The sequence below is a fragment of the Limnobacter sp. 130 genome (assembly GCF_902506325.1).
GTDB lineage: Bacteria > Pseudomonadota > Gammaproteobacteria > Burkholderiales > Burkholderiaceae_B > Limnobacter.
Genome location: NZ_LR732330.1, coordinates 598,759 through 620,769 on the forward strand (window position 1 = coordinate 598,759; position 22,011 = coordinate 620,769).

The 22,011-nt window shown below is 50.7% G+C and carries 23 protein-coding genes; 2 read left to right on the top strand and 21 right to left on the bottom strand.

Annotated features, from left to right (window positions below):
- Together FRIGORI9N_RS11860 and ettA are read left to right on the top strand one after the other, a co-directional pair.
- On the top strand, positions 1–1,143 hold the full coding sequence (locus FRIGORI9N_RS11860) for an NAD(P)/FAD-dependent oxidoreductase (protein WP_159571234.1): 1,143 nt from the start codon (positions 1–3) through the stop codon (positions 1,141–1,143).
- A 38-nt stretch (positions 1,144–1,181) separates the two neighbouring features.
- Positions 1,182–2,843 (top strand): energy-dependent translational throttle protein EttA, encoded by a 1,662-nt coding sequence (gene ettA / locus FRIGORI9N_RS11865; RefSeq protein WP_159571237.1) that lies wholly within the window; start codon positions 1,182–1,184, stop codon positions 2,841–2,843.
- 204 nt (positions 2,844–3,047) lie between these two features.
- Here ettA and FRIGORI9N_RS11870 read toward each other — a convergent pair whose 3' ends face one another.
- The 21 genes from FRIGORI9N_RS11870 to FRIGORI9N_RS11970 form a co-directional block, all read right to left on the bottom strand.
- Positions 3,048–3,584 (bottom strand): YkgJ family cysteine cluster protein, encoded by a 537-nt coding sequence (locus tag FRIGORI9N_RS11870; RefSeq protein ID WP_159571240.1) that lies wholly within the window; start codon positions 3,582–3,584, stop codon positions 3,048–3,050.
- Positions 3,585–3,702: 118 nt separating this feature from the next.
- A complete protein-coding gene (locus tag FRIGORI9N_RS11875) occupies positions 3,703–4,701 on the bottom strand; it encodes a hypothetical protein (protein ID WP_159571860.1) in 999 nt (332 codons plus the stop codon).
- Positions 4,702–5,384: 683 nt separating this feature from the next.
- Positions 5,385–6,071, bottom strand: coding sequence for a hypothetical protein (locus tag FRIGORI9N_RS11880; protein ID WP_159571243.1), 687 nt, complete (start codon positions 6,069–6,071; stop codon positions 5,385–5,387).
- A 59-nt stretch (positions 6,072–6,130) separates the two neighbouring features.
- Entirely contained in the window at positions 6,131–7,165 is a 1,035-nt protein-coding gene (locus FRIGORI9N_RS11885) for a hypothetical protein (RefSeq protein ID WP_159571245.1), read from the bottom strand.
- A gap of 78 nt (positions 7,166–7,243) precedes the next feature.
- Positions 7,244–7,708: a hypothetical protein gene (locus FRIGORI9N_RS11890; protein ID WP_159571248.1), complete on the bottom strand. Its 465-nt coding sequence runs from the start codon at positions 7,706–7,708 to the stop codon at positions 7,244–7,246.
- A 94-nt stretch (positions 7,709–7,802) separates the two neighbouring features.
- Positions 7,803–8,489, bottom strand: a complete 687-nt coding sequence (locus FRIGORI9N_RS11895) for a competence protein CoiA (RefSeq protein ID WP_159571251.1) — start codon at positions 8,487–8,489, stop codon at positions 7,803–7,805.
- Between the two features lie 133 nt (positions 8,490–8,622).
- Entirely contained in the window at positions 8,623–9,465 is an 843-nt protein-coding gene (locus tag FRIGORI9N_RS11900) for a hypothetical protein (protein ID WP_159571254.1), read from the bottom strand.
- 178 nt (positions 9,466–9,643) lie between these two features.
- Positions 9,644–10,135, bottom strand: coding sequence for a hypothetical protein (locus tag FRIGORI9N_RS11905; protein ID WP_159571257.1), 492 nt, complete (start codon positions 10,133–10,135; stop codon positions 9,644–9,646).
- A gap of 733 nt (positions 10,136–10,868) precedes the next feature.
- On the bottom strand, positions 10,869–11,342 hold the full coding sequence (locus FRIGORI9N_RS11910) for a hypothetical protein (RefSeq protein WP_201301486.1): 474 nt from the start codon (positions 11,340–11,342) through the stop codon (positions 10,869–10,871).
- Between the two features lie 87 nt (positions 11,343–11,429).
- Complete coding sequence (locus FRIGORI9N_RS11915) at positions 11,430–12,053, bottom strand: hypothetical protein (protein WP_159571260.1); 624 nt, start codon at positions 12,051–12,053, stop codon at positions 11,430–11,432.
- A gap of 78 nt (positions 12,054–12,131) precedes the next feature.
- Positions 12,132–13,241 (bottom strand): TIR domain-containing protein, encoded by a 1,110-nt coding sequence (locus FRIGORI9N_RS11920; RefSeq protein ID WP_159571263.1) that lies wholly within the window; start codon positions 13,239–13,241, stop codon positions 12,132–12,134.
- A gap of 103 nt (positions 13,242–13,344) precedes the next feature.
- Entirely contained in the window at positions 13,345–13,821 is a 477-nt protein-coding gene (locus FRIGORI9N_RS11925; protein WP_159571266.1) for a hypothetical protein, read from the bottom strand.
- Positions 13,822–13,904: 83 nt separating this feature from the next.
- On the bottom strand, positions 13,905–14,552 hold the full coding sequence (locus FRIGORI9N_RS11930) for a hypothetical protein (RefSeq protein ID WP_159571269.1): 648 nt from the start codon (positions 14,550–14,552) through the stop codon (positions 13,905–13,907).
- Between the two features lie 537 nt (positions 14,553–15,089).
- Positions 15,090–15,482 (bottom strand): cytochrome c-type biogenesis protein, encoded by a 393-nt coding sequence (locus FRIGORI9N_RS11935; RefSeq protein WP_159571272.1) that lies wholly within the window; start codon positions 15,480–15,482, stop codon positions 15,090–15,092.
- On the bottom strand, positions 15,479–16,048 hold the full coding sequence (locus tag FRIGORI9N_RS11940; RefSeq protein WP_159571275.1) for a DsbE family thiol:disulfide interchange protein: 570 nt from the start codon (positions 16,046–16,048) through the stop codon (positions 15,479–15,481). Before FRIGORI9N_RS11940 ends, FRIGORI9N_RS11935 begins: the two co-directional genes overlap by 4 nt.
- On the bottom strand, positions 16,045–18,036 hold the full coding sequence (locus tag FRIGORI9N_RS11945; protein ID WP_159571278.1) for a heme lyase CcmF/NrfE family subunit: 1,992 nt from the start codon (positions 18,034–18,036) through the stop codon (positions 16,045–16,047). Before FRIGORI9N_RS11945 ends, FRIGORI9N_RS11940 begins: the two co-directional genes overlap by 4 nt.
- Positions 18,033–18,440 (bottom strand): cytochrome c maturation protein CcmE, encoded by a 408-nt coding sequence (gene ccmE / locus FRIGORI9N_RS11950; RefSeq protein WP_159571281.1) that lies wholly within the window; start codon positions 18,438–18,440, stop codon positions 18,033–18,035. Before ccmE ends, FRIGORI9N_RS11945 begins: the two co-directional genes overlap by 4 nt.
- Complete coding sequence (locus FRIGORI9N_RS11955) at positions 18,433–18,606, bottom strand: hypothetical protein (protein ID WP_159571284.1); 174 nt, start codon at positions 18,604–18,606, stop codon at positions 18,433–18,435. Before FRIGORI9N_RS11955 ends, ccmE begins: the two co-directional genes overlap by 8 nt.
- A 19-nt stretch (positions 18,607–18,625) precedes the next feature.
- Positions 18,626–19,318, bottom strand: coding sequence for a heme ABC transporter permease CcmC (ccmC, locus tag FRIGORI9N_RS11960; RefSeq protein WP_159571287.1), 693 nt, complete (start codon positions 19,316–19,318; stop codon positions 18,626–18,628).
- A 2-nt stretch (positions 19,319–19,320) separates the two neighbouring features.
- Entirely contained in the window at positions 19,321–20,643 is a 1,323-nt protein-coding gene (locus tag FRIGORI9N_RS11965; protein ID WP_159571291.1) for a heme exporter protein CcmB, read from the bottom strand.
- The gene (locus tag FRIGORI9N_RS11970) at positions 20,640–21,737 is read right to left on the bottom strand and encodes a hypothetical protein (RefSeq protein ID WP_159571294.1); all 1,098 of its coding nucleotides are present in this window, start codon (positions 21,735–21,737) and stop codon (positions 20,640–20,642) included. Before FRIGORI9N_RS11970 ends, FRIGORI9N_RS11965 begins: the two co-directional genes overlap by 4 nt.
- Positions 21,738–22,011 lie beyond the last annotated feature (274 nt).

A 22,011-nucleotide genomic window follows, 5' to 3' on the forward strand; every position in this document is an offset into this window, starting at 1 on the left:
ATGAACACCACCATCATTGGCAGCGGCGTGGCCGCCTGGACTTTGGTTCGAGAACTTCGCAAAGCCGACCCGGAAGCAGAAATTCGCCTGATCACAGCCGACAGCGGCGACTTTTATTCCAAACCCATGTTGAGCAATGCATTGGCCAGCGGAAAAACGGCAGAAACCCTGGTGATGACGCCCGCTGCAAAATTTGCTGAGCAACAAAAAGTTGAACTGGTGGCCAACACCACGGTGAACTCAGTGGATGCCGCTGCGCGCAAGTTAAGCAGCAGTGCGGGCGAATTCAGCTATGACAACCTGGTGTTGGCCTTGGGCGCCGACACCATCAAACTGCCCATTGAAGGCGATGGTGCCGCCGACGTTATCAGCGTGAACGATCTGAATGATTACGCTGAATTCAGAAAACTGCTGGACGGCAAACAAGAAGTAGCCGTATTGGGTGCCGGTTTGATTGGTTGTGAATTTGCCAATGATTTGCTGAAGGCCAACATTCACACCACCGTGTTTGATCTGGCCGATCGCCCCTTGGCACGACTGCTGCCCGAGCAAGCCAGCACATTCATGCAAAACAAGCTGGCCGAAAAAGGCGTGAGCTGGAAGCTGGGCCGCACGGTCAGCAATATTGCAAAAACTGGCGCAAGCTACACATTGACCGATTCCACCGGTGAAACCACACAGGCCGATTTGGTGCTGTCTGCAGTGGGATTGAAGCCACGTATCGATTTGGCTGCCAAAACAGGATTGAATGTAGCGCGTGGCGTGGTGGTGAACAGCATTGGCCAAACCAGCAACGAGAACATTTACGCGCTTGGCGATTGCGCCGAATACCTGGGCAAGTTTGTGTTGCCCTACATTATGCCGGTGATGCAAGCGGCACGCGCCATGGCACAAACATTGGCTGGCAAGCCGACCGACATCAAATTCCCCGCCATGCCGGTGAGCATTAAAACGCCCGACTGCCCCGCTGTGGTAAACCCACCCCTGCCGGAACACGAAGGTGAATGGGAAATAACAGCCGATGAGAATGGCGTGAAAGCCTTGTTCAAGGGCAAGGATGGCGCACTGCTGGGCATGGCCTTGCTGGGTGAGGCCAGCAAAGAACGCCAAGCTTTAACCCCCCAACTGCCTGCGATGATTTAAAATTGCGGCAACGTTAAACCTATTGAATTGGAAACCGAATGGCCCAGTACGTCTACAGCATGAACCGCGTGGGGAAAATTGTTCCCCCCAAGCGCCAGATCTTGAAAAACATTTCGCTGAGCTTTTTCCCCGGCGCAAAAATTGGTGTGCTGGGCTTGAACGGCTCTGGCAAATCCACCCTGCTTAAAATTATGGCGGGTGTGGACAAAGACATTGAAGGCGAAGCAGTGCCCATGCCCAATTTGAACATTGGGTACTTGAGCCAAGAACCGGAACTGAACCCCGAGCACACCGTGCGCCAAGCAGTTGAAGAAGGCCTGGGTGAACTGGGCATGGCCCAGCAAAAGCTGGAAGAAATTTACGCGGCTTATGCAGACCCTGACGCTGACTTTGACAAACTGGCTGAAGAGCAGGCCAAGTGGGAAGCGGTTATTTCAGCCGCAGGCAACGATGCAGAGCACCTGATGGAAATTGCAGCCGATTCATTGCGCCTGCCACCTTGGGAAGCCAACGTAGCCAACTTGTCGGGCGGTGAAAAGCGCCGCGTGGCCCTGTGCCGCCTGCTGATGAGCAAACCCGACATGCTGCTGCTCGACGAACCCACCAACCACCTGGATGCGGAATCGGTGCATTGGCTGGAACAGTTCCTTCACAAATTCCCGGGCACCGTGGTCGCTGTTACCCACGACCGCTACTTTTTGGACAACGCTGCCGAATGGATTCTGGAACTGGACCGTGGATCTGGCATTCCATGGAAGGGTAACTACAGTTCTTGGCTGGACCAGAAACAGGATCGCCTGAAGCAGGAAGAAAGCAGCGAAAGCGCGCGCCAAAAAGCGCTGAAGAAAGAACTGGAATGGGTTCGCCAAAACCCAAAGGGTCGCCAGGCCAAGTCCAAAGCGCGTATTGCACGCTTTGAAGAATTGTCGAGCCATGAATACCAAAAGCGCAATGAAACACAGGAAATTTTCATTCCCGTGGCGGAGCGTTTGGGCAACGAAGTATTTGAGTTTGAGAATGTGAGCAAAGCCTTTGGCGATCGCTTACTGATCGACAACCTCAGCTTTAAAGTACCACCCGGCGCAATTGTGGGTGTTATTGGCCCCAACGGTGCGGGTAAATCAACCCTGTTCAAAATGATTGCAGGCAAGGAAGAACCCACCAGCGGCAACATCAAGATTGGATCTACAGTGCGCATGGCTGTTGTGGACCAGGCCCGCGATTCACTGCCCAACGACAAAACCGTGTTTGATGGCGTGGCCGACGGTGCCGACATTTTGACTGTAGGCAAGTTTGAAATGCCCTCACGTGCCTACCTGGGCCGCTTCAACTTCAAGGGTGGCGACCAGCAAAAGTTGATCGGCAATTTGTCGGGCGGTGAACGTGGCCGCCTGCATTTGGCCAAAACCCTGATTTCCGGCGGTAACGTGTTGCTGCTGGACGAACCCTCGAACGACCTGGACGTGGAAACACTGCGTTCGCTGGAAGACGCGCTGCTGGAATTTGCGGGCACTGTGCTGGTTACATCGCACGACCGCTGGTTCTTGGACCGCATTGCCACGCACATTTTGTCGTGTGAAGGCGATTCGCAGTGGGTGTTCTTCGATGGCAACTTCCAGGAATACGAAGCCGACAAAATCAAGCGACTGGGTGAAGAAGGTGCGCGCCCGAAGCGAGTGCGTTACAAGCCTTTGAAGTGATTTTTTTGGATAGATGTAAAAAAAACCGAACCTTGGGTGAACCGGGTTCGGTTTTTTTATTGGGGGTTGGGGGGTTGTCCGTGCTAAATACTGGGGGAAACCCTAACGCTAAAGTTAAGCGGCGGCGACCTGCGGAGCAGGTTGATATCCGCTTGAGCAAACAGTTAGGTCAATTTGTGAAACTCTCATGATTTGCCTCTCGCATCACAGGGGATGAATAGGTTCAGTGATGAATTTTTCGCCAAATTCAATGGCTTTTATCATTTCGGCCCTGATTTTTGTGACGTCTCTAGCCTGTGTGGCTTCAAAAAATTCTTGGTTCAACTTAAGTTGAACGCCACAGAATCCTGGTCGTGTTGGGATGGTTATGGCGATTGGAATTGCGGCGGCGATGCATCCACCAATAAATTCAAGAATATTTATTTTTATAAGTATTTCACTTGGGTTTCCAAGCGGTTGGATGATAAAGCCGCCGGTTGTCAAATTTCCGCGAATAATAACTTTGGAGCGGTCGGGACGCCATTCATCTGTTAAGTGCTCTATTTGTCTCCAGCCGCAGTACCAAGATCTGCAAGTATTGGGTCGCGAGTCATATATGCTACATCCCTTATCAGGTGACAGATGCTCACACGGTTGATCAGCATGCTTCTTCAGCATTGGTTCGTCTATTCGTAGCGCAACGCAACACGCGTTGCAAGAGCCGCATTCCCGGCCTGGAACTAATTGCTCATTTTTGTTCATGGCTCTAGGGCCTAATGTTTTAAGTGAGCGGCTGACAAATGGCCCGCGCCCACGCTTGAATAACAAACCAACCGAGCCGCCATTTGGCAGTCCGCTCGACGGATGGGTTGGGCTTTCATCATTGAACTAACGAGTCAGTCCGCACCAATTTGTAATCTTGCGAAAGTGACATATCGGTAGCCAAATTGATGATCTCAATTTCATATTCGCCCAGTTCGTTTGGTGTATGGTCTTTCAGAAACAAGGATGGGTCGCAGTGGTCATACGGATTAAGGTTAGTGTCAATCAAAGGAAACGAAACCGGCAAGGGGCCTTTGCTGCCCTTGATTGTCACTACTCCCAAAATTATCAGCGATCCGAAGCTACTCGGCTCCGAGGTTATACTGCCAGTCGGAAGCCGTCTTTGCCCACTAAGAATTCGGAAGTGATTTTCAGTTTCCAGTTTGCAACTTGCACGACTGCCATCATTTAGCGCAAACGTTGTGTTGGACATTAAACACAAAATGGCAAGCGAAATTCGATCAGTCTGAGCATCCCACGCTTGCTCATCAAAGTTGACCCCTTGAGCATGCATAACCTCCTTCATTTGTTGGTGAAAGTCTCGAACATGAAAGGCAGGCCGTGAATGAATGAATCCAGTAACATATTGCAGGGCTGCGATAAGCTCTGAACCACCCTTGCCTGTTCGCAACGAACAAGTATCGGTTTTCCTATCGACTGTGAAATTTGATTCAATCTTTTTGATAAGTGAAGAATGACTCACTTTAAATTCGGCTTTTAGCCGACGCTCATCCGAAAGACGAGTCTGAGAAAGGAATAAGCGATAGACATATGATGGGAACGGCGCATCCAAAATTAAGGACTTTTTCCCCGAAACATATTCAACGAAAAATCGCATTGAATCAGCCATCGCTGTCAGAGATTGCTGTGCAACACCTCTATCACGTGCATCTGGATGAGCTACAAAATGCGCAACCTCAAGAAAGACGGTTCTTGTGCATGCATATGGCCGTAGCTTCATAAGTAGACCATCGATGTCATTTGCATCGAACTGCCCGCCTTGGATGCGAGAAATGGTCTGGTTAAGTTTGGCGCGGTCTTTGAGTGGCAGCATCATTTGGTCACCGATTGTTTTGGTTGAACTTGCGCTGTTTTCATATGAAGCCCAACGTTTTAACTGGCCGGAACGCAGCACATACGCGAAGCGACTTCCTTCAGTTGCGTTTCCGTGTCGAGTGACATGCTAAGCCTCACGGCTTGCCATGACACCAACGTTGTCAATAAACCACGATCGGTACGGCGCTGCGTAACAAAGCATGACACACCCACCCCACAAATAAGAGGCAAGATATGAGAACGCAGCGGCAAACCCCGACTGCCCGCTAAAGCCTAATCCAAACCACCCGATTAGTGTGAGTGCCGTTCCAACAACTGCAAGTCGAGGCGCCCAGCGTCGAAAGCGATAAAGTCCATACGTCGAAACTAGCGCCAAGCCTGCACCGGGCAAACCAAAAACTAACCCAATCACCAGACGAGGCGTGGGCAATCCGGCATCGTATTCCTCTTGGGCTACGCGCAGAGCGTCAGGTACCAGCGAAGGTACGGCCAAATCCAGGAAGCCTCCGAGCGCGCCGAGCAACAAAGAAAGTAGCAGGATGATCCGATATTGAGTTTGAGTCATACAAGTGATTTCATAAAGTTTAGTGAGGCTTAACGCCGGTATTCAGGGGAGTTTGAGGTTTCAGACAGTTTGGGGCGACAAAATGGCCGACGGGTCAAACGTCCCACTGCAACACCTTGTTAGACCGATATTCCACGACTTGGACACAGCGACAATCCGGTACCGTTCGCATAGTTTAAGAGCATCTCTCCAGTGATTTGCATAGGACCTAGTGTTGCTACCTCAGTAGCGCGGCCACCGTTTGAATGGTTTAAAAATAGCCTGAATGTGTAATTCCCCTCTTTCCATGTCGAGAAAGGATACTTTTCCGCCCTTTCCTCTTGAGAGAATAGGAGGTGCTTCTTTTGGGTTTCTTTTCCATCTAAGGAAAAGGCATTGAACGAACCAACAATGTTTTCGCCGTGGAGTTTACGAATACCTGACAAATATTTCTGAAAATCCACCTGTGCCAACGGCGTATACATCTTGACTACTCCGTCGCATTCCACGCGAAGTGCAAGCATGTGAACTACTCCTGCACCATTACCTTTGTTCATGAAGGTAATCGGCAACACGAGAGCAAGACTGTCGTGTGAAGGACCACTAGTTGGAGCTAGGATTATTTCATCCAAAAGCACTACGGGCTGGAACGGGAAGATGTCTTCCTTAAAGGCTGAAACAATAGACACTACAAGCGCTAACAGGGAAATCAAAACAGCGACGTACTGTGCAATAGAGGCATCAACCACGAGGAGGCCAGAGATCACCAGCACGCTCGCGACGAATAGGGCTACGATAATTTTAGGCATCGATTTAACGTTTGACATGAGAGGCTAGGCCCAGCTTGCCGGGACTGGTCCTCTCGATGGAAGGATTAGGCGTCGTCTTAGAAGGCTGCGACAACGCCTTCTCCCCAGCTTGCAAGCTTCGGAGCTGTTTGATCGGGACGAGGGCTATCAGCGTAGGTGGTGTTCTGCGCAAACAGGACAACTCGAGAGAAGACATAGCTTTTCTCGCTCTCCGTCATTCCTTCATACCAGCTTGGATTAATTGCGAAGTTCTCCGTATTGTCAAAGATGACATGTAAGACAGACGCCGTTAGGTCCTGAGAGCGAACAACAGAATCGAAGTAGCGCTGAGGGGCGCTATTTGCCGAGTCAAGCCAGCTGAATATGGCTGCTCCCCCAGTCTCGGTTGGAATGACAGAGATGCAGATTTGACTAGTTTCTGATTCGAGGTCCTCGAAGTCTTGAAGCTGGTTGCCATCCATGTCGATGAACGGCTGAAATGCTGCTGCAGCAAGAACTGTCGGAGTGCTTGGAAACAGGATTGCGCGTGTTACCAAACGATCCCAGCTTTGAGCTAGCAAATGCTTATCGAACGCGGACTTCAACCGCTCCACATCTTCTGCGCCCTTCAACGATGCTGCTTGGAACATCAGCATGGCTCCGGAGAACTGGATTTTTTGCTCCACCCCGTGAACTGATGCAACCTCATCAGGCGTGGGAATCGACTCAAACTGCTTGCGCTTCAGGTAGCACTCGCGAGCAACTGCGCGATAGGCAAGCATGAAACACTGCTGTCGCTGAAACCGGAACGGCTCGAGCTCAAGACAAGCAAACAAGTCTCGATCGTGCTTCTGGCAGAAGCCGTTGAAGACCGTTACGTCCCTAAGCCCCTTCCTATGAATTTCTATCGGAAACGTATCCTTTGCGAATCTCTTTGCTTGTGCCACGACATAAACGTGTGAGTCAGTGGCAACCTTTCGAAGCATGGCCTCAACCGAAAGCGTGTGGGCGGCGACTACCGGACCATGATGATCTAGGTTTGGCGCCATACAGACCTTTGAGCTGAAGCGCCTTCGATATTTAGCGATGAGCTCGGCGGCTGCTTTCGGATTTGGGAGATCGGACAGTGACATTACGACGCCTAACGTTTGAGTTGACTGACAAATGCCGGGATGCGAAGCATGCCGGCGTTTGTCCGGTTGAACGAAGGGTTAGGCATCACGCCAGCACTTCGGATCGGAAGCGAATTTTAGCTTTTCGAGCTGACGAAGCTCTTCGAAGCTACTGGTTCGCTCCTTGATTTCATTCCATGCCTTGCGGAAGGCCGGGAGATTCAGGTTGTACTCAATACCGATGCACCAGCTAGCCCAGACCTTTTTACTTATTCTGTTGCGCTTCCTGAGCGCGACCTGCTCATTCGACAGATCGATATACCGGAAGAACTCGTCTCGTGATTGTCGGTGCTCTGCTTCTGAGAGCTCAGTTCCATAGAAAGCTTTTGTCGGGATTCCGGCGGCCAGATCTCGATACTCTTTCGCAAGGGTATCTTCAAACTGAAGTTGTGCGATTGATTTCGTGACCCACAGTTGCCACAGCGCAAGTAAAACGCCAGCAGCGGTTACCGCGTTAGCAAGCGCGGACAGCGCATTCCAGTCAAAGTAGTTCGGCAGTGGCATAGGAGTCTTCTTTGATGCCTAACGTTTGGTTAAGGGGCGGGCTTTAGCCCGTCCCAGTGAGCGAAGCGAACGCTTTGAACCATTTGTTATGTGTTTATTTTTCATTGGTTGATTCATCTGTTTCCGGCAAGTAACTAACTCTAAATTCAGTTCCGTTCAGACAGTCTTCTATAAACGCCTTTTTAGGTATTGGGCCAACAGCACCAACCTTCTTCTTTTTGTCAAAGAATACCAGGCGCCACAACACCTCTCTGCCAAAGTCCAGATAGACCTTTACCTGTGATTCAGACCAGTTTTCTAGAAATTTTCCTCGACCATGCCAATTGATTTGATATGCCAATGGGCCTTTTTGTAAAGGCTCTCTGCTAACCCCCATGTGGAAGTATGCCTCTGTCAGGTCATCACGAACTCCATTCACAACCCAAATCATTTCTTTATAGAAAACTTCCCTAGATACTCGCTCTGCTTGTTTTATATTTGAATTTTGAAACTCAACTACAAGGCCGTAGGGGTTTTTAATATCGGCAATGTGTTTCTCACCTGTAGACGAGTCAGCATGGATAACTTCTTGCCATTCCTCTGGGAAGTGATTTTTCCAACTTCTATGCCACTCGCCTTCTGATTCCCACCAAGGGTCACAATCAGCTCTACTTTTATGCGCCCAGTGCCAGATTTTATGGCGACCACACCTAGAAATCATTTCAGAGCCGCAATAATTACAAGTGCCTCTTAACTTCGGCTGTGCCAGCACCTTATGTCCATCAACAATTGCGTATTTCAAACTAACTCCCTAGGCTGGGGAAGACACATAACGTCGGAGTTGACCGGCACGGAGTGGCATTGCGCCGCGAGGCGCATGCTCACCTGCACGCCACGCAGCGCAATACCGCTGCGTGTCCGTGTCGAATGTCTTGTTAGGCAACTCGATCACCGTGCGACGTTTCCCCGCTGACATACCGTCTCGCCAGATTTGTCAGATTACGGTTCTTCTTTTCGAATGACTTGCGATAGTCTAGAAGGTCCTCAAAGAGGGGAATCGTCTCGCCATAAGTGCGCCCATCTCGCATCACCGCAGCCAATCCGACTATAGAGTCGTCCGCTGGCAGCTCACTTCGATAACGTTCAATAGCCTCACGAACCAGCTGATCGGATTGGCCAAGCACCTTCTGGAGTTGATCTCGGATCGTTTGATGAATTTTCCAGAGCCCCTCGATGTACTCACGCATGAAGGGCCTGATGTCGATCTTCTCCTCCATCGACTTGAGCTCGGCCAGAACTGACGCTTTGAACTTTCCGTCCTCTTCTAGTCTGGTCGCTTCAACGTACGGGGTGACCATATAGACAATACCGTTGGCAACCCGGCTTGCGCCGTAGGTAACGCCGTGAATCGGATACCCCCGGTGCTGCACATAGTTGCGCAATGCTTCCATGAAGCGGTAGCCCAAGGATTGGTCGTACTGCGCTGACATAGCGACGTCAATACTGTTCTTCACGCCACTGACAGTCTTATCGATGTTCCCGAGGTGGTGCCGCGTATGGTCGAGATACAGTCTCGCCGCGCTCAGCAGGTTTATGACACGACGGTTCATGTGGTTGCGCTGGTCTTGGAACTCAGTCCAACTGCGGGCGCCTCGAACAAGTTCCCTGGCGCCGATTTCCAGTAGCTCCGTCTCGAACTCGAGGTAGTCATCAATCAAGAGATCGAACTTCTGCTCAATAAACAGACCTTCCCGCAGAAGATCGCGAGAACGCTTCACGTCCTCGTACTCTCGTTGAGTAAGTACAACGAATTTGGGGGAGCCGAGTACTAGCCTAGCTAAGCCATAGTCCATAAGTTGCCTAACGCCCGCGGTAAGCTGCGCCGTAGCGAAGCGGAGGAAACCAACAGGCAGAGCCTGTTGGCGTCAGCTTGACCAAACAGTTAGGCCACAATTTTTAGCCACACCGCTTAGCTCGCCGCTTCCGCTTGCATCCGGATGGTTTGCAGAAAAAACTACTCTTTATAACGGACTCATCAGGTGATGCACTATAAAATCCGTCCACCAACTTAAGAAGTTCCAGGGCTTCAGTGCGTTCGGCTGTGTTCATTGACTTGAAGATAAAACGGCGCCCTGCGTACATACGTTTTGCCAGATTGGGAGCTAGCGAGTGCAGCAGTGGACCGCGATCTTCAAAGAGGGCAAATTTTTTGAAGGTCACAATAGACGCTCTTCCACGGCGTGAACCTTGCTGACGCATTGGGTTTATACCGATCCAGTTCAATTTGCGATCGATGCCAAATGACTGCGGTTCTTTTCCTGTGCCACCAACCCCGATAACAGCATCAAAGTCAAAATTGCGAATAGTGCCCATACAGTCATTGATGCCGAAGCGTCCTTTGACATCAGGATCACCTATATGCGTTCGTTTGTAGACAAGTATTTTCAAGTAATTTCCGTTTCCAAGCTTTAAAGATTATTGAACGCGCCTTCAAGTTTGGCCTAACGTTCGAGTTAATCCGCCTGCAGAGGCAGGCAGCGGGTCGGCTTGAACGAGTGGTTAGGCGCGTCGCCTTGCTGCGAACTGAATGCGTCTTCACTATGCGCTCCAGTTCGCCGCTGCAACATGGACGTTCCATCCTGACTTTCGCAGCAGTGCTTCGAAAGAGTACGTGTGATCGGAGCCGCAGACGAACAAGCAGGGCCAAGCGTTGAATGTCTCCAGTTCCTGCAACCACCATTCTTCTCGGCGACGGTTGTACCCAGCCAGCTCTGAAGCTACCTCTTCCTCGCTCGGCCGACTTGACGGCCATCCCTTGAATCGAATTTGGTTCGCTTGCAAGATCCCCATTGATCTACTCTGCTCGATCGATGGATCGCAGTACCTGTGCGCCAGGCTGACCTCTTGAGCCATTGACTCGAGAACAGTCCGATACAACCCCTTTCCCGCCAGCGCGTCGAGACTGTGCTCCTCCGCGATGGCGGCGACGCCATGCTCATGTATACAACGCCTGACGAAGGCGTCGAAGGCTTGATGGGCGACTTCCGGGAAGTCTGCGCACCCCTCCTGATACCGATGGTCAGTTCCGACCAACACTACCGATGGCAGAGAACGGTTCACTTGCGACGCCTAACGCTTGAATTAAGCCGACCCGCGAAGCGGGTTCGGTTTGAATGAATTGTTAGGGGGCACCTAGCAGCCCCCGAATTTCTCGTATAAGTTCCATCGCGCTATCCGCAGAGCTCTGAGCTGCACGTATTGCTTGTCCACCGATTTCGGCTATCTCAACTGCTTTCTCGTGCACGAGGTCTTTCCGAGCTTCACGGAATTCCTGTACTCGACCAAGCACAACAGAGTCGGTGATGCCAAGTATCTTCAACCGCTCCTCGTGAGGCAACCGATCAACTTTCAGTGCTTCCACGCGGCCTAAACGACTCTGCAAGGCGATGTACAAGAGTGCATCTAGGAACATGCCCGCAAATACGATTGCAACCATTGCATTTTTAAAGGAGCGGCGGTCGGGATCCCAGAGAATGATGTAGCCAGGCTCACCATCCGGTTTAAGCGATCTTGACGCCTCCAAATCCGCGCGCATTTCGTGATGCGCCTCGTCGGCGATGGACCAATAAACGTCAATATTGCTGATGATGCTCACGTGCCCCCTAACGTCTCAAATCACAGACGGCTAAAATCGGAGCGAGGAACGAGCTACGCTTTTAGGCGTCCGAGTTAATTTATCTTGTTAGACATTTTTACCTTTGCTCCAGAGATAAATATCAAAAACTCTTTCCTGAAACCAAGATTTTGAAGACACTTCCTTTATGTATTCTTTTGTCCCCACCTCTTGATCAACCGCATACAAGTTAAGTTCAGGCAATTTAGAACAAGACTTTTGAATTTGTTCTTTGTGTATTTCAAAACTTTCATTCCATTTTTTGTAGTAACCAGCCAAGTCTCCATTCTCTGAGCCCACAGCAATTCTTGCTTGTGAGTCATAGATTAAAACTGGTTGTTTTATCTTTAGCCAAAGAAATTTAGTGGTTAGTGATAAAACACTTCTGTTTCCATATTTTCCTGATATTTCTCTTTCTATTTCCAATATTTTTTTGACTTGATCATCCCTAAAGTGCTCCTTACTTACACCATCGAGTATTTCCAAGACAGGTTGGTATCTTTTAAGCCCTTTCTTTTCATCAAATTCACTAGGCAGATTTCTAGCAACCCTATAAAAGCCTCCTGCACTTTTCAATGCGGATAATTTTTTCTCCTCATTACCTTTAGAGAAAGCTTGACAGTAGCCTCGGTCATAAGTAAGCCACTGATTAAGGTAATAAAGTGAGCAATAATCAAAAGTCTGGATTGACATATTTTTGATGCCTAACGCTCGGCTTTGCGGCGTGTCGAAGCGAAGCGTAGACACGTCCGACAACAGCCGTTTGTTAGATTATCTCTCTGCTTTCATAGCGTTAATTGCTTCCAAAAGCTTAATTGTTGCTTCCCCGTCCATAGCTTCTCCTGAATAGCGGACTTCATATAGACCCTGCAGGTTGCTGGGCAGTTTGACGCCAACTTTAACCAAAAGAATAAAGCGTTTCTTATATAGAGCCATGGCGGCTCCGATTTCTATTAGTACATTTGGATTCAACATCACATGTTCTTTTGCATCTTTATCAAGAAGGGTAAGCTCGTCCTCAACATGAATTATTGCTGCTCCACACTCCCGCATGTCGTTCATGACTTTTTCTGGGACAGGTTGCGATACTGATTGTTTTTCTACCGAGACAACCGCCTCCATCTCGCCAAAGCTCAGAAGCTTTTTAATAGGCTCAATAAAAGTCTTATTTCTTCCGTGAGTTATGAATACTTTTTTGTTGTTCGCCAATGGCACCGGAGTTGCTGGTGCATGTAAGTGTATCGGCTGGACATTGGGAACTTCATCGGAGTTAGCATCATCATCTTCGAAATCAGTTTCATCCACTTCGGGAAGCGGCATCGATATTCTTGCTTCTTTTGGAGCGGTTAGGTTGACATATTTTTTTGTCTTAATTTCTGTTATTAGACCAAGACCTTCTGCACCCTCAATGATGAGTGATAAGACATCTGAAGCCCGCTCGCTCGGAACCCCCATACTAACTAACACGTTCTGTGCAATTTGATCTTTTGGTATTGGCGATCCGTTGTACTTATGCAAAAAATCCCCGATTATTTTGGGCCTCATAAGTGCCTCTCTTCTCGCGGCAATATCCATGCCTTCTTCTAATGGTTGCAGTATCTTTCTCGCAAGATCTGACAATGCAATTTCTTGAGACTGGGCGCCACCATCAGTTAGGCCATAGGCGATAGCTGAACCGGTGAGCATGCGAAACTGCGAAGAGGTGGGTAGCAGATCCATGGCTGCCGCTACATCGATTGGTTTCGATGGGCCGCCGGCGTAATTCTCAAAGATTGCCGTAGGTACCCGCATCGCATGCTCTAGAGAATAAGCTGGAACATCAGACTGATTTAATCTCTTTTTGTTTTTTCGAGGAGCCTTATCTTTCCCTTCATCTACCATGTCAGTTTCCTATTTCTGTAAATTGAAGCACGGGTTAATCTAACGCCTGAGTTAAGGCGAGCCGCGAAGCGGCTTCGGTTTGAACGAATTGTTAGGACTCAGCCTACGGCGTTTTGGTCTTGATGTAGGCGTAGTCAACATGATCTTGAGCACGAAAGATGCTGACCTCCAAGAGGCCAGGAACCCCACTCCAGCGCATGACAAAATCATTGGAGAATGATGCAGAGGATTTGTCGAGGCCGAACAATGGAAGAGCTTCCTCTGAGTAGGGCACACCGTCCAGGGCGTTGACCGTAATCCAGTCTGCCTTGCCAGAGATGAATACAACCTCGGTGTCACCCGGTTGGTAGAAGCATTTCTTGCCGTGCTTAGTGTTCTCGCAAGAAGTTGGCTCACCGAGTGCAGTTGCTACTTGTTTTTCCTCTTGTCCGGCGATGCTGGGGACATTGACGATGGCCGTGATCTTTGGCTCTGGCGGCGGTATGGGTGCTGACGTGGCGGGAGCGGGTGACGAAGGCTGCTCTCCGCCACAACTGGCAAGAAAGATGGAGGTAATCGCTGTTGTTACAAATTTTCGCATAAGTTTCCGTGAGTCCTAACGTTTGGTTAAGGGGCGGGCTTTAGCCCGTCCCAGTGAGCGAAGCGAACGATTTGAACCAGTTGTTAGGTGTCTGCTAGCGAATGAGTGAGTTCATTTCTTGCTTCTGCTAGAACTGCCGATTGTGCAATTTCGACTAGCTTGAGTGCTTTTGATACGTACTCGGCTGTGCCAGCACTGAACTCTGCAGCCCCCCAATGATCGCGAACTAACTGCTCAAGCGACTCAATTGCTTTGTCTGAGAGAAATACTGAAGCAGGGCCAATAAGTTCTCGAATTGCTTGGTACGATTCATAACCGACCCGTGATAATTCTTTAAAATGCTCTCCTTGGGATCGTGTGCGGTCATGTTCTGAACCTGGCTCCATGTAGTACGAATTACGATCTTCCAAGGAAAGGCTTAGCTTCATGAGGTGTGATAGTAAGCTCATGTAATGCTGTTCTCGGATGGCCCATTGCTGCTGGGTAAGCCAATTTTTGCGTGACAATGTTGTTTTTATTTCTTCTGTATCTTGGGTTGTTTTTCTTAATTGATCACGCAGTTTGTCAAAGTTTTCTTGGGTTGCTCGATCCTCTGCTTTCCGCTTTAGATAGGCCCCGAAGTAGGCCCCAGTCATAGATAAAATTAAAGTAAATACATAGCTCCACCAGGGAAAGTCAAGGCCTTGCTGGATTGCTACTTCGGTAGCTATGCGCATATCTTCGGGGGGCATAAAAGACACCTAACTTGATTTATCGAACAATAACGGCGATATCCATTTATCCGAACATCACACCAAGTGGCTCCTCAACCAAGTAAGCCCTTTGAACAGCGTGGCGATCGAGAAATACGCTTTACCTAAAAACAGAATAACCAAAACCCAAAACTCGCCACTTTTGCTTGGCCAATAGCACACTGCAACTCTCTATAAACACTATTTTTACGCAACCGAAAAAGCCTATACCTCCCAAGGTCGGTTTTACACTCACTTTCCCAACCCACCATGGCTACCGCAAGCCAATACCAAAGCCAAGTAAGTTATTTGAAATGTAATTTCAATAGCTTCAAAATGTAAATTAATTAGTATGCAACGGCAAGCAAGCTGATCCGCTCACTCTGTTGTTTGTGAAGTAGGCAATGGGCCAAAGCCCGTCCAGCCTTGTTGTGCGCAACTAGTTAATATGCGCCACCCTGCATTTGCGGGGGAACCATGCAAAACTACTTTAGGCAAACAAAGGGAAATAGAATGGGGCGAAAGCCCCAACAACTGTTAGTTGTCTTTTTTGTTTTTTGTTTTGGTGTACAAGTTTTCCGCCCATTGTGCGCTTGATTCAGCCGCAGGGGCTTTACTCTTCCCTATCCTGCGCGCCAGCACCACGGCAATAAGCAACACCACAAAAGGCCCCAACCACAGCACCGCATTTTCCATGCTGTAAGCAGGCTTGTAGATTACAAACTCGCCATAGCGGTCTTGCATATAGCTTTTGATTTCTTCGTTGGTTTTGCCCGCGCGAATTTGCTCGGCAATTTTTTCTTTTAAGTCCACTGCAAGAGAGGCATGTGAATCCGCCAGCGACTGGTTTTGGCACACCAGGCAACGCAGTTCGCTGGCCACTTCTTTGTACTGTTCTTTCTCAACTGCATTCAGGTCGTTCACATTCATCGGGAAGCCTCAATGGCGGGCAGTGCCATGCTGTCAAAGTAATCGGCAGGTATGGGGCCTACCTGCTTGTGAATAATGGTGTTGTTGGCGCTCATCAAAAAAGTTTCGGGCACGCCATACACGCCCAATTCAATGCCGTACTGGCCTTGTTGGTCCACCAAAATCAAATCATAGGGGTTGCCGTATTGCGCCAGCCAGCGGCGGGTATTGGCCAAATCGTCTTTGTAGGCCAAGCCCACCAGCTTGATTTTTTTCTGTTTGGCCAAAGCAATAAAATGCGGGTGTTCAACCAAACAGGCCTGGCACCACGATGCAAACACATTCAGCACCCAGGGCTGCCCTTTCAAGGCATCAATATTCTGAATGGTTTGAATATCGACCAGTTGTATTGCACCCGCTTCAGGCCCAGTGAAACTGAGCACGGGTAAAACCACCGCAGGTGCAGGTTTGCCGATCAAGGCAGAGGGCAATTTTTTGGGGTCAAGCCACAAACCGCGCAGCAAAAACACACCCAGAAACAACAAAACCAGAATGGGCAAATAAAGGCGCAAGCGTTTTTTGATCATGCTGCAACCCCTGCTTTTTTGGGGCGATACCGGCGATCAAACACGGTGACCAAACCACCCAGTGCCATTAGCGCACAGCCCCACCAAATCAGGTTGATCAAGGGTTTGTAATACAAGCGCACACCCCAGGCACCTGCGTTGGTGCTGCTTTGAACTGCGTCCCCTAAACCAACATACACATCAGAAAACCAATCGCTGTGAATGGCTGCTTCGGTCATAATTTGTTCGGAGCTTTGATAACGGCGCTTCTCGGGTTCCAGCAAATGAATCAAGGTACCGTCGCCACGCGTCAATTCAAACACCCCCAGTGCAGCAACATGGTTTTGTCGCTGCACGGAATCAACACCAATGAAGGTGACACGCCATGGGCCAATTTCAGAAGTTTCTCCCGGCTTTAACACAGCATCGGTTTCTGTCTCGAAGGTTTTAACCCAACTAACGCCGACCACGAACACGGCCACACCCAAATGCGCAAGCACCATGCCCCAGTAGGAAAGTGACAAACGGCGCATGCGATAAAGCAAACCACTTTCAGGCGCAGCAGCACCTGCTTTGCGCGTGGCCACTGCCGCATGGGCCAAAGTGGCCACCGCCATGAACACCGCGCACACCACACCAATGGCCCACAACAGGCTGAAATAACCATTGAACAGCGCAGCGCCCACCAACACCAGCAGCGCCACGCCCATGGCCACAACACCTGGCTTTACATATTGCGCAAGGCGGGTTTCGCGCCAGCGGGAATCGGGGCCCAATGCCATGAGCAACACGGCAGGCAGCAAAATGGGGGCAAACATGGCCTCAAAATAGGGTTGCCCCACCGACATTTTTCGCCCACCGATTACTTCGACCACCAAGGGGTAAAGCGTGCCCAACATAACTGCCACAAGTGCTGCGCTCATCAACACATTATTCGACAACAACAGCGACTCGCGCCCGGTGGCTTTGAAGTTACCACCCTGCCCCACCTCGCCTGTTTTAAGCGCATACAAAATGTAGGAAGAACCTACAACGATGAACAACAAGGCAAGAATGAACACACCGCGCTCGGGGTCGGTTGCAAATGCATGTACCGATGTAAGCACACCGGAGCGAACCAGGAATGTTCCCAACAGAGACAAGGCAAAAGTGGTCAGCGCCAGCAGCAAAGTCCAACTGCGCAACGCACCGCGTTTTTCAGACACGGCCAGCGAATGGATTAGTGCCGTGCCTGCCAACCATGGCATCAGGGATGCGTTCTCGACCGGGTCCCAAAACCACCAGCCACCCCAACCCAATTCCCGATAAGCCCACCAGCTGCCCAAGGCAATGCCCATGGTCAGAAAGGCCCAAGCCACATTGGTCCAGGGGCGGCTCCAGCGGGCCCAGGTCATGTCGAAACGGCCCTCGAGTAAACCGGCCACTGCGAATGCAAAGGTAACCGCAAAGCCCACATAGCCCATGTACAACAAAGGCGGGTGAATGATCATGCCAATGTCTTGCAGCAGCGGGTTCAAATCCCGACCATCAATGGGTGTGGGGTACAGGAATTCAAATGGGTTGCTGGCGACCAACAGGTACAGTAGAAAACCCACCAACACCAATTGCAAAGTGGCCAACACGCGCACTTTGAAACAGGCCGACACCTCGAATTTGGCCCAGGCCACGGCTTGGGTCCAACCTGCAAACATGAGTACCCACAACAAGAATGAGCCCTCGTGCGAGCCCCAACTGGCAGCCACCTTGTAAAACACAGGCAAGGTTAAATTTGAATTTTCAGCCACATTGCGAACTGAAAAGTCGCTGATGACGAAGGAATAAATCAGACCAATAAAGGCAGTGCCCACCAGCCCGGAAACCAGCAACACATTGCGTTGAATCGATTTCAACAAAGGCACTGCCGGGGCATGGTTGTACACACCGCGCACGGCTGCAAAACCGGCCACTGCACCAAACAAGGCCAACACTGTGGCCAAGGCAAGGCTAAATTGCGAGACAAGCGCGATCACTCTTGCACCCCTGGCGGCATGTAATCTTCATCGTGTTTGGCCAACACTTCACTGGCCACAAAAGTGGTGCCATCCCATTGGCCATCGGCCACCACACCAGTGCCTTCTTTGAACAAATCAGGAACAATGCCATTGAATTCAACCGGCACCTTGTTATTCAAGTCGCTGACTACAAAACGTACTTTCAATGAGTCGGCCTCGCGTTGAACGCTACCCGTTTCAACCATGCCGCCCAAGCGATACGTTTTCTCGCCCTTGGGCACATCGCCGCTGAGTATTTGGGTGGGGGTGTAGAAGAACACCAGGTTGTCGTTGAACACTTTGACCAAGGCAATGCCAAAACCCAAAGCAACCACCACAATGGCTGCCAGCCAGGCGGCCCTGTGTGCGCGCGCATTACTCATTGCCTGCCCCCTTGCCAAGTTTTGCCATTCGATTCGCGCGCTTTTGTTCACGAACCAAGTCGGTTTTGCTGGGGCCAGCACGACCGGCCAACAATCCATCCAGACCCAAAACCAACAGGCTTAAAACCACACAAACCCAAATTGTTTGCCATGCATCAAGATTCATTGCTTTTACCTTTTACCCGTTAAAGCCAACGCCGTTGTACCAACAAACGCCGCGCACGGTTCAACACCGTGCTGGCACAAATCAACCAAAAGCCCAACACGCTAAGCCACATGCCCATGGCAATGTCGGGGTGAATTCGGTTGCCACTCATCGACACGCTGTAGCCCTGATGAAGCGTATTCCAGAAAACCACTGAGAGGTAAATCAGTGGAATATTGACTGCGCCAATCAACAAGCCCACTGCCAGCACGCGATCGGCCTTGGCGGGGTTGGTGGTCAATTGGCCCAGGGCAATCAGGCCCAGGTAAATAAACAGCAACAAGAGCTCGGAAGTCATTCTTGCATCCCAAACCCAGTAGGTGCCCCAGGTCGGTTTGCCCCAAAGCGCGCCGGTGATCAAGGCCAAGGCCGTCATCCAGGCACCGGTGGGCAGCAGTGCCCGCATCATGACGGCTGACACATCACTTCGATACACCCAATTCATGCCCGCATACCCACAGGCCACCAAGTACAGGAACATCGACATCCAGGCGGCAGGCACATGCACGTAAATGGCGCGGTAAACTTCGCCCTGCTGCACATCCACTGGCGCGAGGAAAAGCCCCGTGTACAAACCAAAACCCAGCAACAACACACCGGCAACGAGCAGCCACACCCAAAGCCAACTGGCCAGGGCGTGAAATTTAGGTGGTGAGGCCAACTGTGCAAACATCGCTATTCCTGAATTAAAGCAACAAGGCGCTTGGCCACAAATGGCCCAAGCAAACAACCCAACATACCCAGGCTTGCCAGCACCGCAAACGGTGCAATTGCACTGCGGCCCAAACCGCCCGCCTGGCTGGCTTCAAGCCCGAAAATCAGCACGGGCACCAGCAACGGCAAGGCAAGCAGGTAAACCAATACAGCACCGCCGCGGGTCAACATCACCAAAAGCGCGATCAAGCCCAACAAAGGCGCCACCGCCCAAATGCCCGCAATCAACGCGCAAACAAGTTCAAGGGTTTGTACACCGGTCAAACCCAGTTGCAGTGCAACCAGGCCGGTCACGGGCACCAACACCAGTGCCTGGCACAAGGCCAGAAAAACAACCCGCATCAGCCAATAAAACGCAATGTTGTCTGCGTTAAGGTTGGCCACAAAACCCAGCCAGCCTGCACGGTGATCCTCGGCAAACCAGTCTTTTGCACCCAGCAACAGCGCGAGCAACAAACTGACCCACACGGCCACTTGCGCAAATTCGGCACTTGGCTTTCCCAATCCAATGCCAAAAAAACTCAGCACCATCCAGTGAAACAAAGCGCCCCACAACAGGGCTTGAGGATTGCCCCAGGCCACCGCCCAGTCGCGCTTGAGCAGCGCAGACAAAGCGACCCTGGCAGGAAGTTGGCTCACTTCGGAAGGGGCAAGTGGATCAGCACTTGCAGGTGCAAAGTTACCCACCAAGCCGCCGTGTTCCAGCCAGCCCTCTTTGACCGGAACAAGGCTTAAGTGTTGACTCAACACTGCCGCATCCACATGCGTGGCCATGAACAATATGCCGCCCCGCTGAAAGTGGATTTCGATGGCCTTGGCCAAGGTGGCCACACCGTCATGATCCAGGGCATTCAAAGGTTCGTCGAGCAGCCAAACCTTGAATTGCCCGGCCAGCAAGGTACACAAACCCAAACGCGCGCGTTGGCCTGAGGACAAGGTACCAATACGCTCGTATTGCCAATTGCTCAGGCCCACCTGTTCAAGCAGTTGCTCAATCTGATTTGAATCAGCCCCAAGGTGGTCCATCACAATTTGAAGATGGGTATCAACGAGCAATTCGTCGCGCAAGCCAAATTCAGGCTTGAACAAAATACCCTGTCCCGGCAATGCGTTGCTCATCAACCTCAGCAATGTTGATTTGCCCACGCCATTTCCGCCACGAATGACGTTGATTTCACCCGACTTCAATTCGAATTCGATTGGTCCGGACAAAAGCACAGTGGCCGCCTCGAGAGCTGGCGTTTTAACCTGTAATCCGGTCACTGAAAGTGAAACTTGCATCATGGACTTGCCGGAATATCGGGCAAACTCAATTCGACACCAGAGGCCAGTTGATTGCGGGCAAGCGTTCGCCAGGCCGACTCGATATCTCCGGCACCTGTTTGCGCCATGCCTTGAATCGACAAGCGCGCTTGGATGTGCACGGTATCTGGCAAATTACCAACACCACCTTCCTGAATGAAGTCACCAGGCCCCATTCGCACGACCTGCTCACCAGCGATTAACTGGGATGCAGGCACGCGGACCACTGCCAAAGGCATGCCGGGGCCAGCTTGCGCTTTGAGAAACACAAACAAGGCTGAACTGTCGCCAACGCGTTTCAAGACAGTTGCTGGAATGGTGACCGTGACGGCGGTAAGCACGTCTTCAGGCACGGGTTGGCTGGTATTTTTCAGGCTGGCTTGCTGAACCTGACTGAGAAGTTGCCAGTACACCTGCGCTTTGTCTTGGTCACCTGCCTGCTCCGCTGCACTGGCTGCCAGTGCAAGTGCTTTTTCATGCCTTGGATCGCTTTGCAAGGCAGCTGCAATGTACTTTTCTGGCTCGCCAGCCAATTGCCGACCTTGCGCCATGGCGGTCATGTCGGCCAAATCGGCAAGAATGTCCGGATGCCCGGGTGTTAACTCCAACGCTTTTTTCAGGGCACTCGCGCTTTCCTGATAATTGGCCATAGAGGCATGTGTACGCGCCAACAACACCCAGCCGCGCAAATCATCAGGCTGCTCTGCCAGTCGCAGTTTAAGGCCGGCCAATCGGTCCTCAAGGCTGGCACCATCGCCTGGATGCCCTTCTGAAGCGGCCACTGCCTGATCAACATTGGATACGGCGATGTCGGCAGAATTTCCTTGCGGCCATGTAAAAGCGCTGCGGTGTATTGCCCCAATTGAATAAGTGAACAAAACAGCAAGACCCAAGCTGGCAAGAATCAACCAAGGCATGAGTTTGGGCTTGGCCCAGGCGAGACGCTGTGTGGAGGTACCTGCAGGTGCCATGTGTTGCTTACTTTCGCTGGCCATGCTCAGCCAGTTTTCGATGAGCACCTGCTTGCTGGAATTGTCGAGTGTTGGGTCTGTTTCAATTTCCTGACGTCGATTCAAAAAAGCGCGCCACTCCGGGCTGTCCTCCAGAGTCCCTACCTCGTTCGTGGTTTTTTGTTCATTGGAGAAAAAAAATTCATTCCACGCGAAATACAGGCAAAATACTAGAAAAAACAGGAAGATAAAGCCTATAAAGGCCACGCCAAGACTCAATTGTTAACCCCCAGACATGAAGTAGGGATACTAACATTACCAATGATCACGTAACATTAAAGGCTACACAGAATTAAGCGTAAACCCTGAGCAGCATTACCTCTGACCATTCGCCAAGGCG

Excerpts from the sequence above, each read along its gene's own strand:
- FRIGORI9N_RS11860 (WP_159571234.1), top strand. The coding sequence starts at position 1 with ATGAACACCACCATCATTGGCAGCGGCGTGGCCGCCTGGACTTTGGTT.
- ettA (WP_159571237.1), top strand. The coding sequence starts at position 1,182 with ATGGCCCAGTACGTCTACAGCATGAACCGCGTGGGGAAAATTGTTCCC.
- FRIGORI9N_RS11870 (WP_159571240.1), bottom strand. The coding sequence starts at position 3,584 with ATGAACAAAAATGAGCAATTAGTTCCAGGCCGGGAATGCGGCTCTTGC.
- FRIGORI9N_RS11875 (WP_159571860.1), bottom strand. The coding sequence starts at position 4,701 with ATGATGCTGCCACTCAAAGACCGCGCCAAACTTAACCAGACCATTTCT.
- FRIGORI9N_RS11880 (WP_159571243.1), bottom strand. The coding sequence starts at position 6,071 with ATGTCAAACGTTAAATCGATGCCTAAAATTATCGTAGCCCTATTCGTC.
- FRIGORI9N_RS11885 (WP_159571245.1), bottom strand. The coding sequence starts at position 7,165 with ATGTCACTGTCCGATCTCCCAAATCCGAAAGCAGCCGCCGAGCTCATC.
- FRIGORI9N_RS11890 (WP_159571248.1), bottom strand. The coding sequence starts at position 7,708 with ATGCCACTGCCGAACTACTTTGACTGGAATGCGCTGTCCGCGCTTGCT.
- FRIGORI9N_RS11915 (WP_159571260.1), bottom strand. The coding sequence starts at position 12,053 with ATGTCAATCCAGACTTTTGATTATTGCTCACTTTATTACCTTAATCAG.
- FRIGORI9N_RS11920 (WP_159571263.1), bottom strand. The coding sequence starts at position 13,241 with ATGGTAGATGAAGGGAAAGATAAGGCTCCTCGAAAAAACAAAAAGAGA.
- FRIGORI9N_RS11925 (WP_159571266.1), bottom strand. The coding sequence starts at position 13,821 with ATGCGAAAATTTGTAACAACAGCGATTACCTCCATCTTTCTTGCCAGT.
- FRIGORI9N_RS11930 (WP_159571269.1), bottom strand. The coding sequence starts at position 14,552 with ATGCCCCCCGAAGATATGCGCATAGCTACCGAAGTAGCAATCCAGCAA.
- FRIGORI9N_RS11935 (WP_159571272.1), bottom strand. The coding sequence starts at position 15,482 with ATGAATGTGAACGACCTGAATGCAGTTGAGAAAGAACAGTACAAAGAA.
- FRIGORI9N_RS11940 (WP_159571275.1), bottom strand. The coding sequence starts at position 16,048 with ATGATCAAAAAACGCTTGCGCCTTTATTTGCCCATTCTGGTTTTGTTG.
- ccmE (WP_159571281.1), bottom strand. The coding sequence starts at position 18,440 with ATGAGTAATGCGCGCGCACACAGGGCCGCCTGGCTGGCAGCCATTGTG.
- FRIGORI9N_RS11955 (WP_159571284.1), bottom strand. The coding sequence starts at position 18,606 with ATGAATCTTGATGCATGGCAAACAATTTGGGTTTGTGTGGTTTTAAGC.
- ccmC (WP_159571287.1), bottom strand. The coding sequence starts at position 19,318 with ATGTTTGCACAGTTGGCCTCACCACCTAAATTTCACGCCCTGGCCAGT.
- FRIGORI9N_RS11965 (WP_159571291.1), bottom strand. The coding sequence starts at position 20,643 with ATGATGCAAGTTTCACTTTCAGTGACCGGATTACAGGTTAAAACGCCA.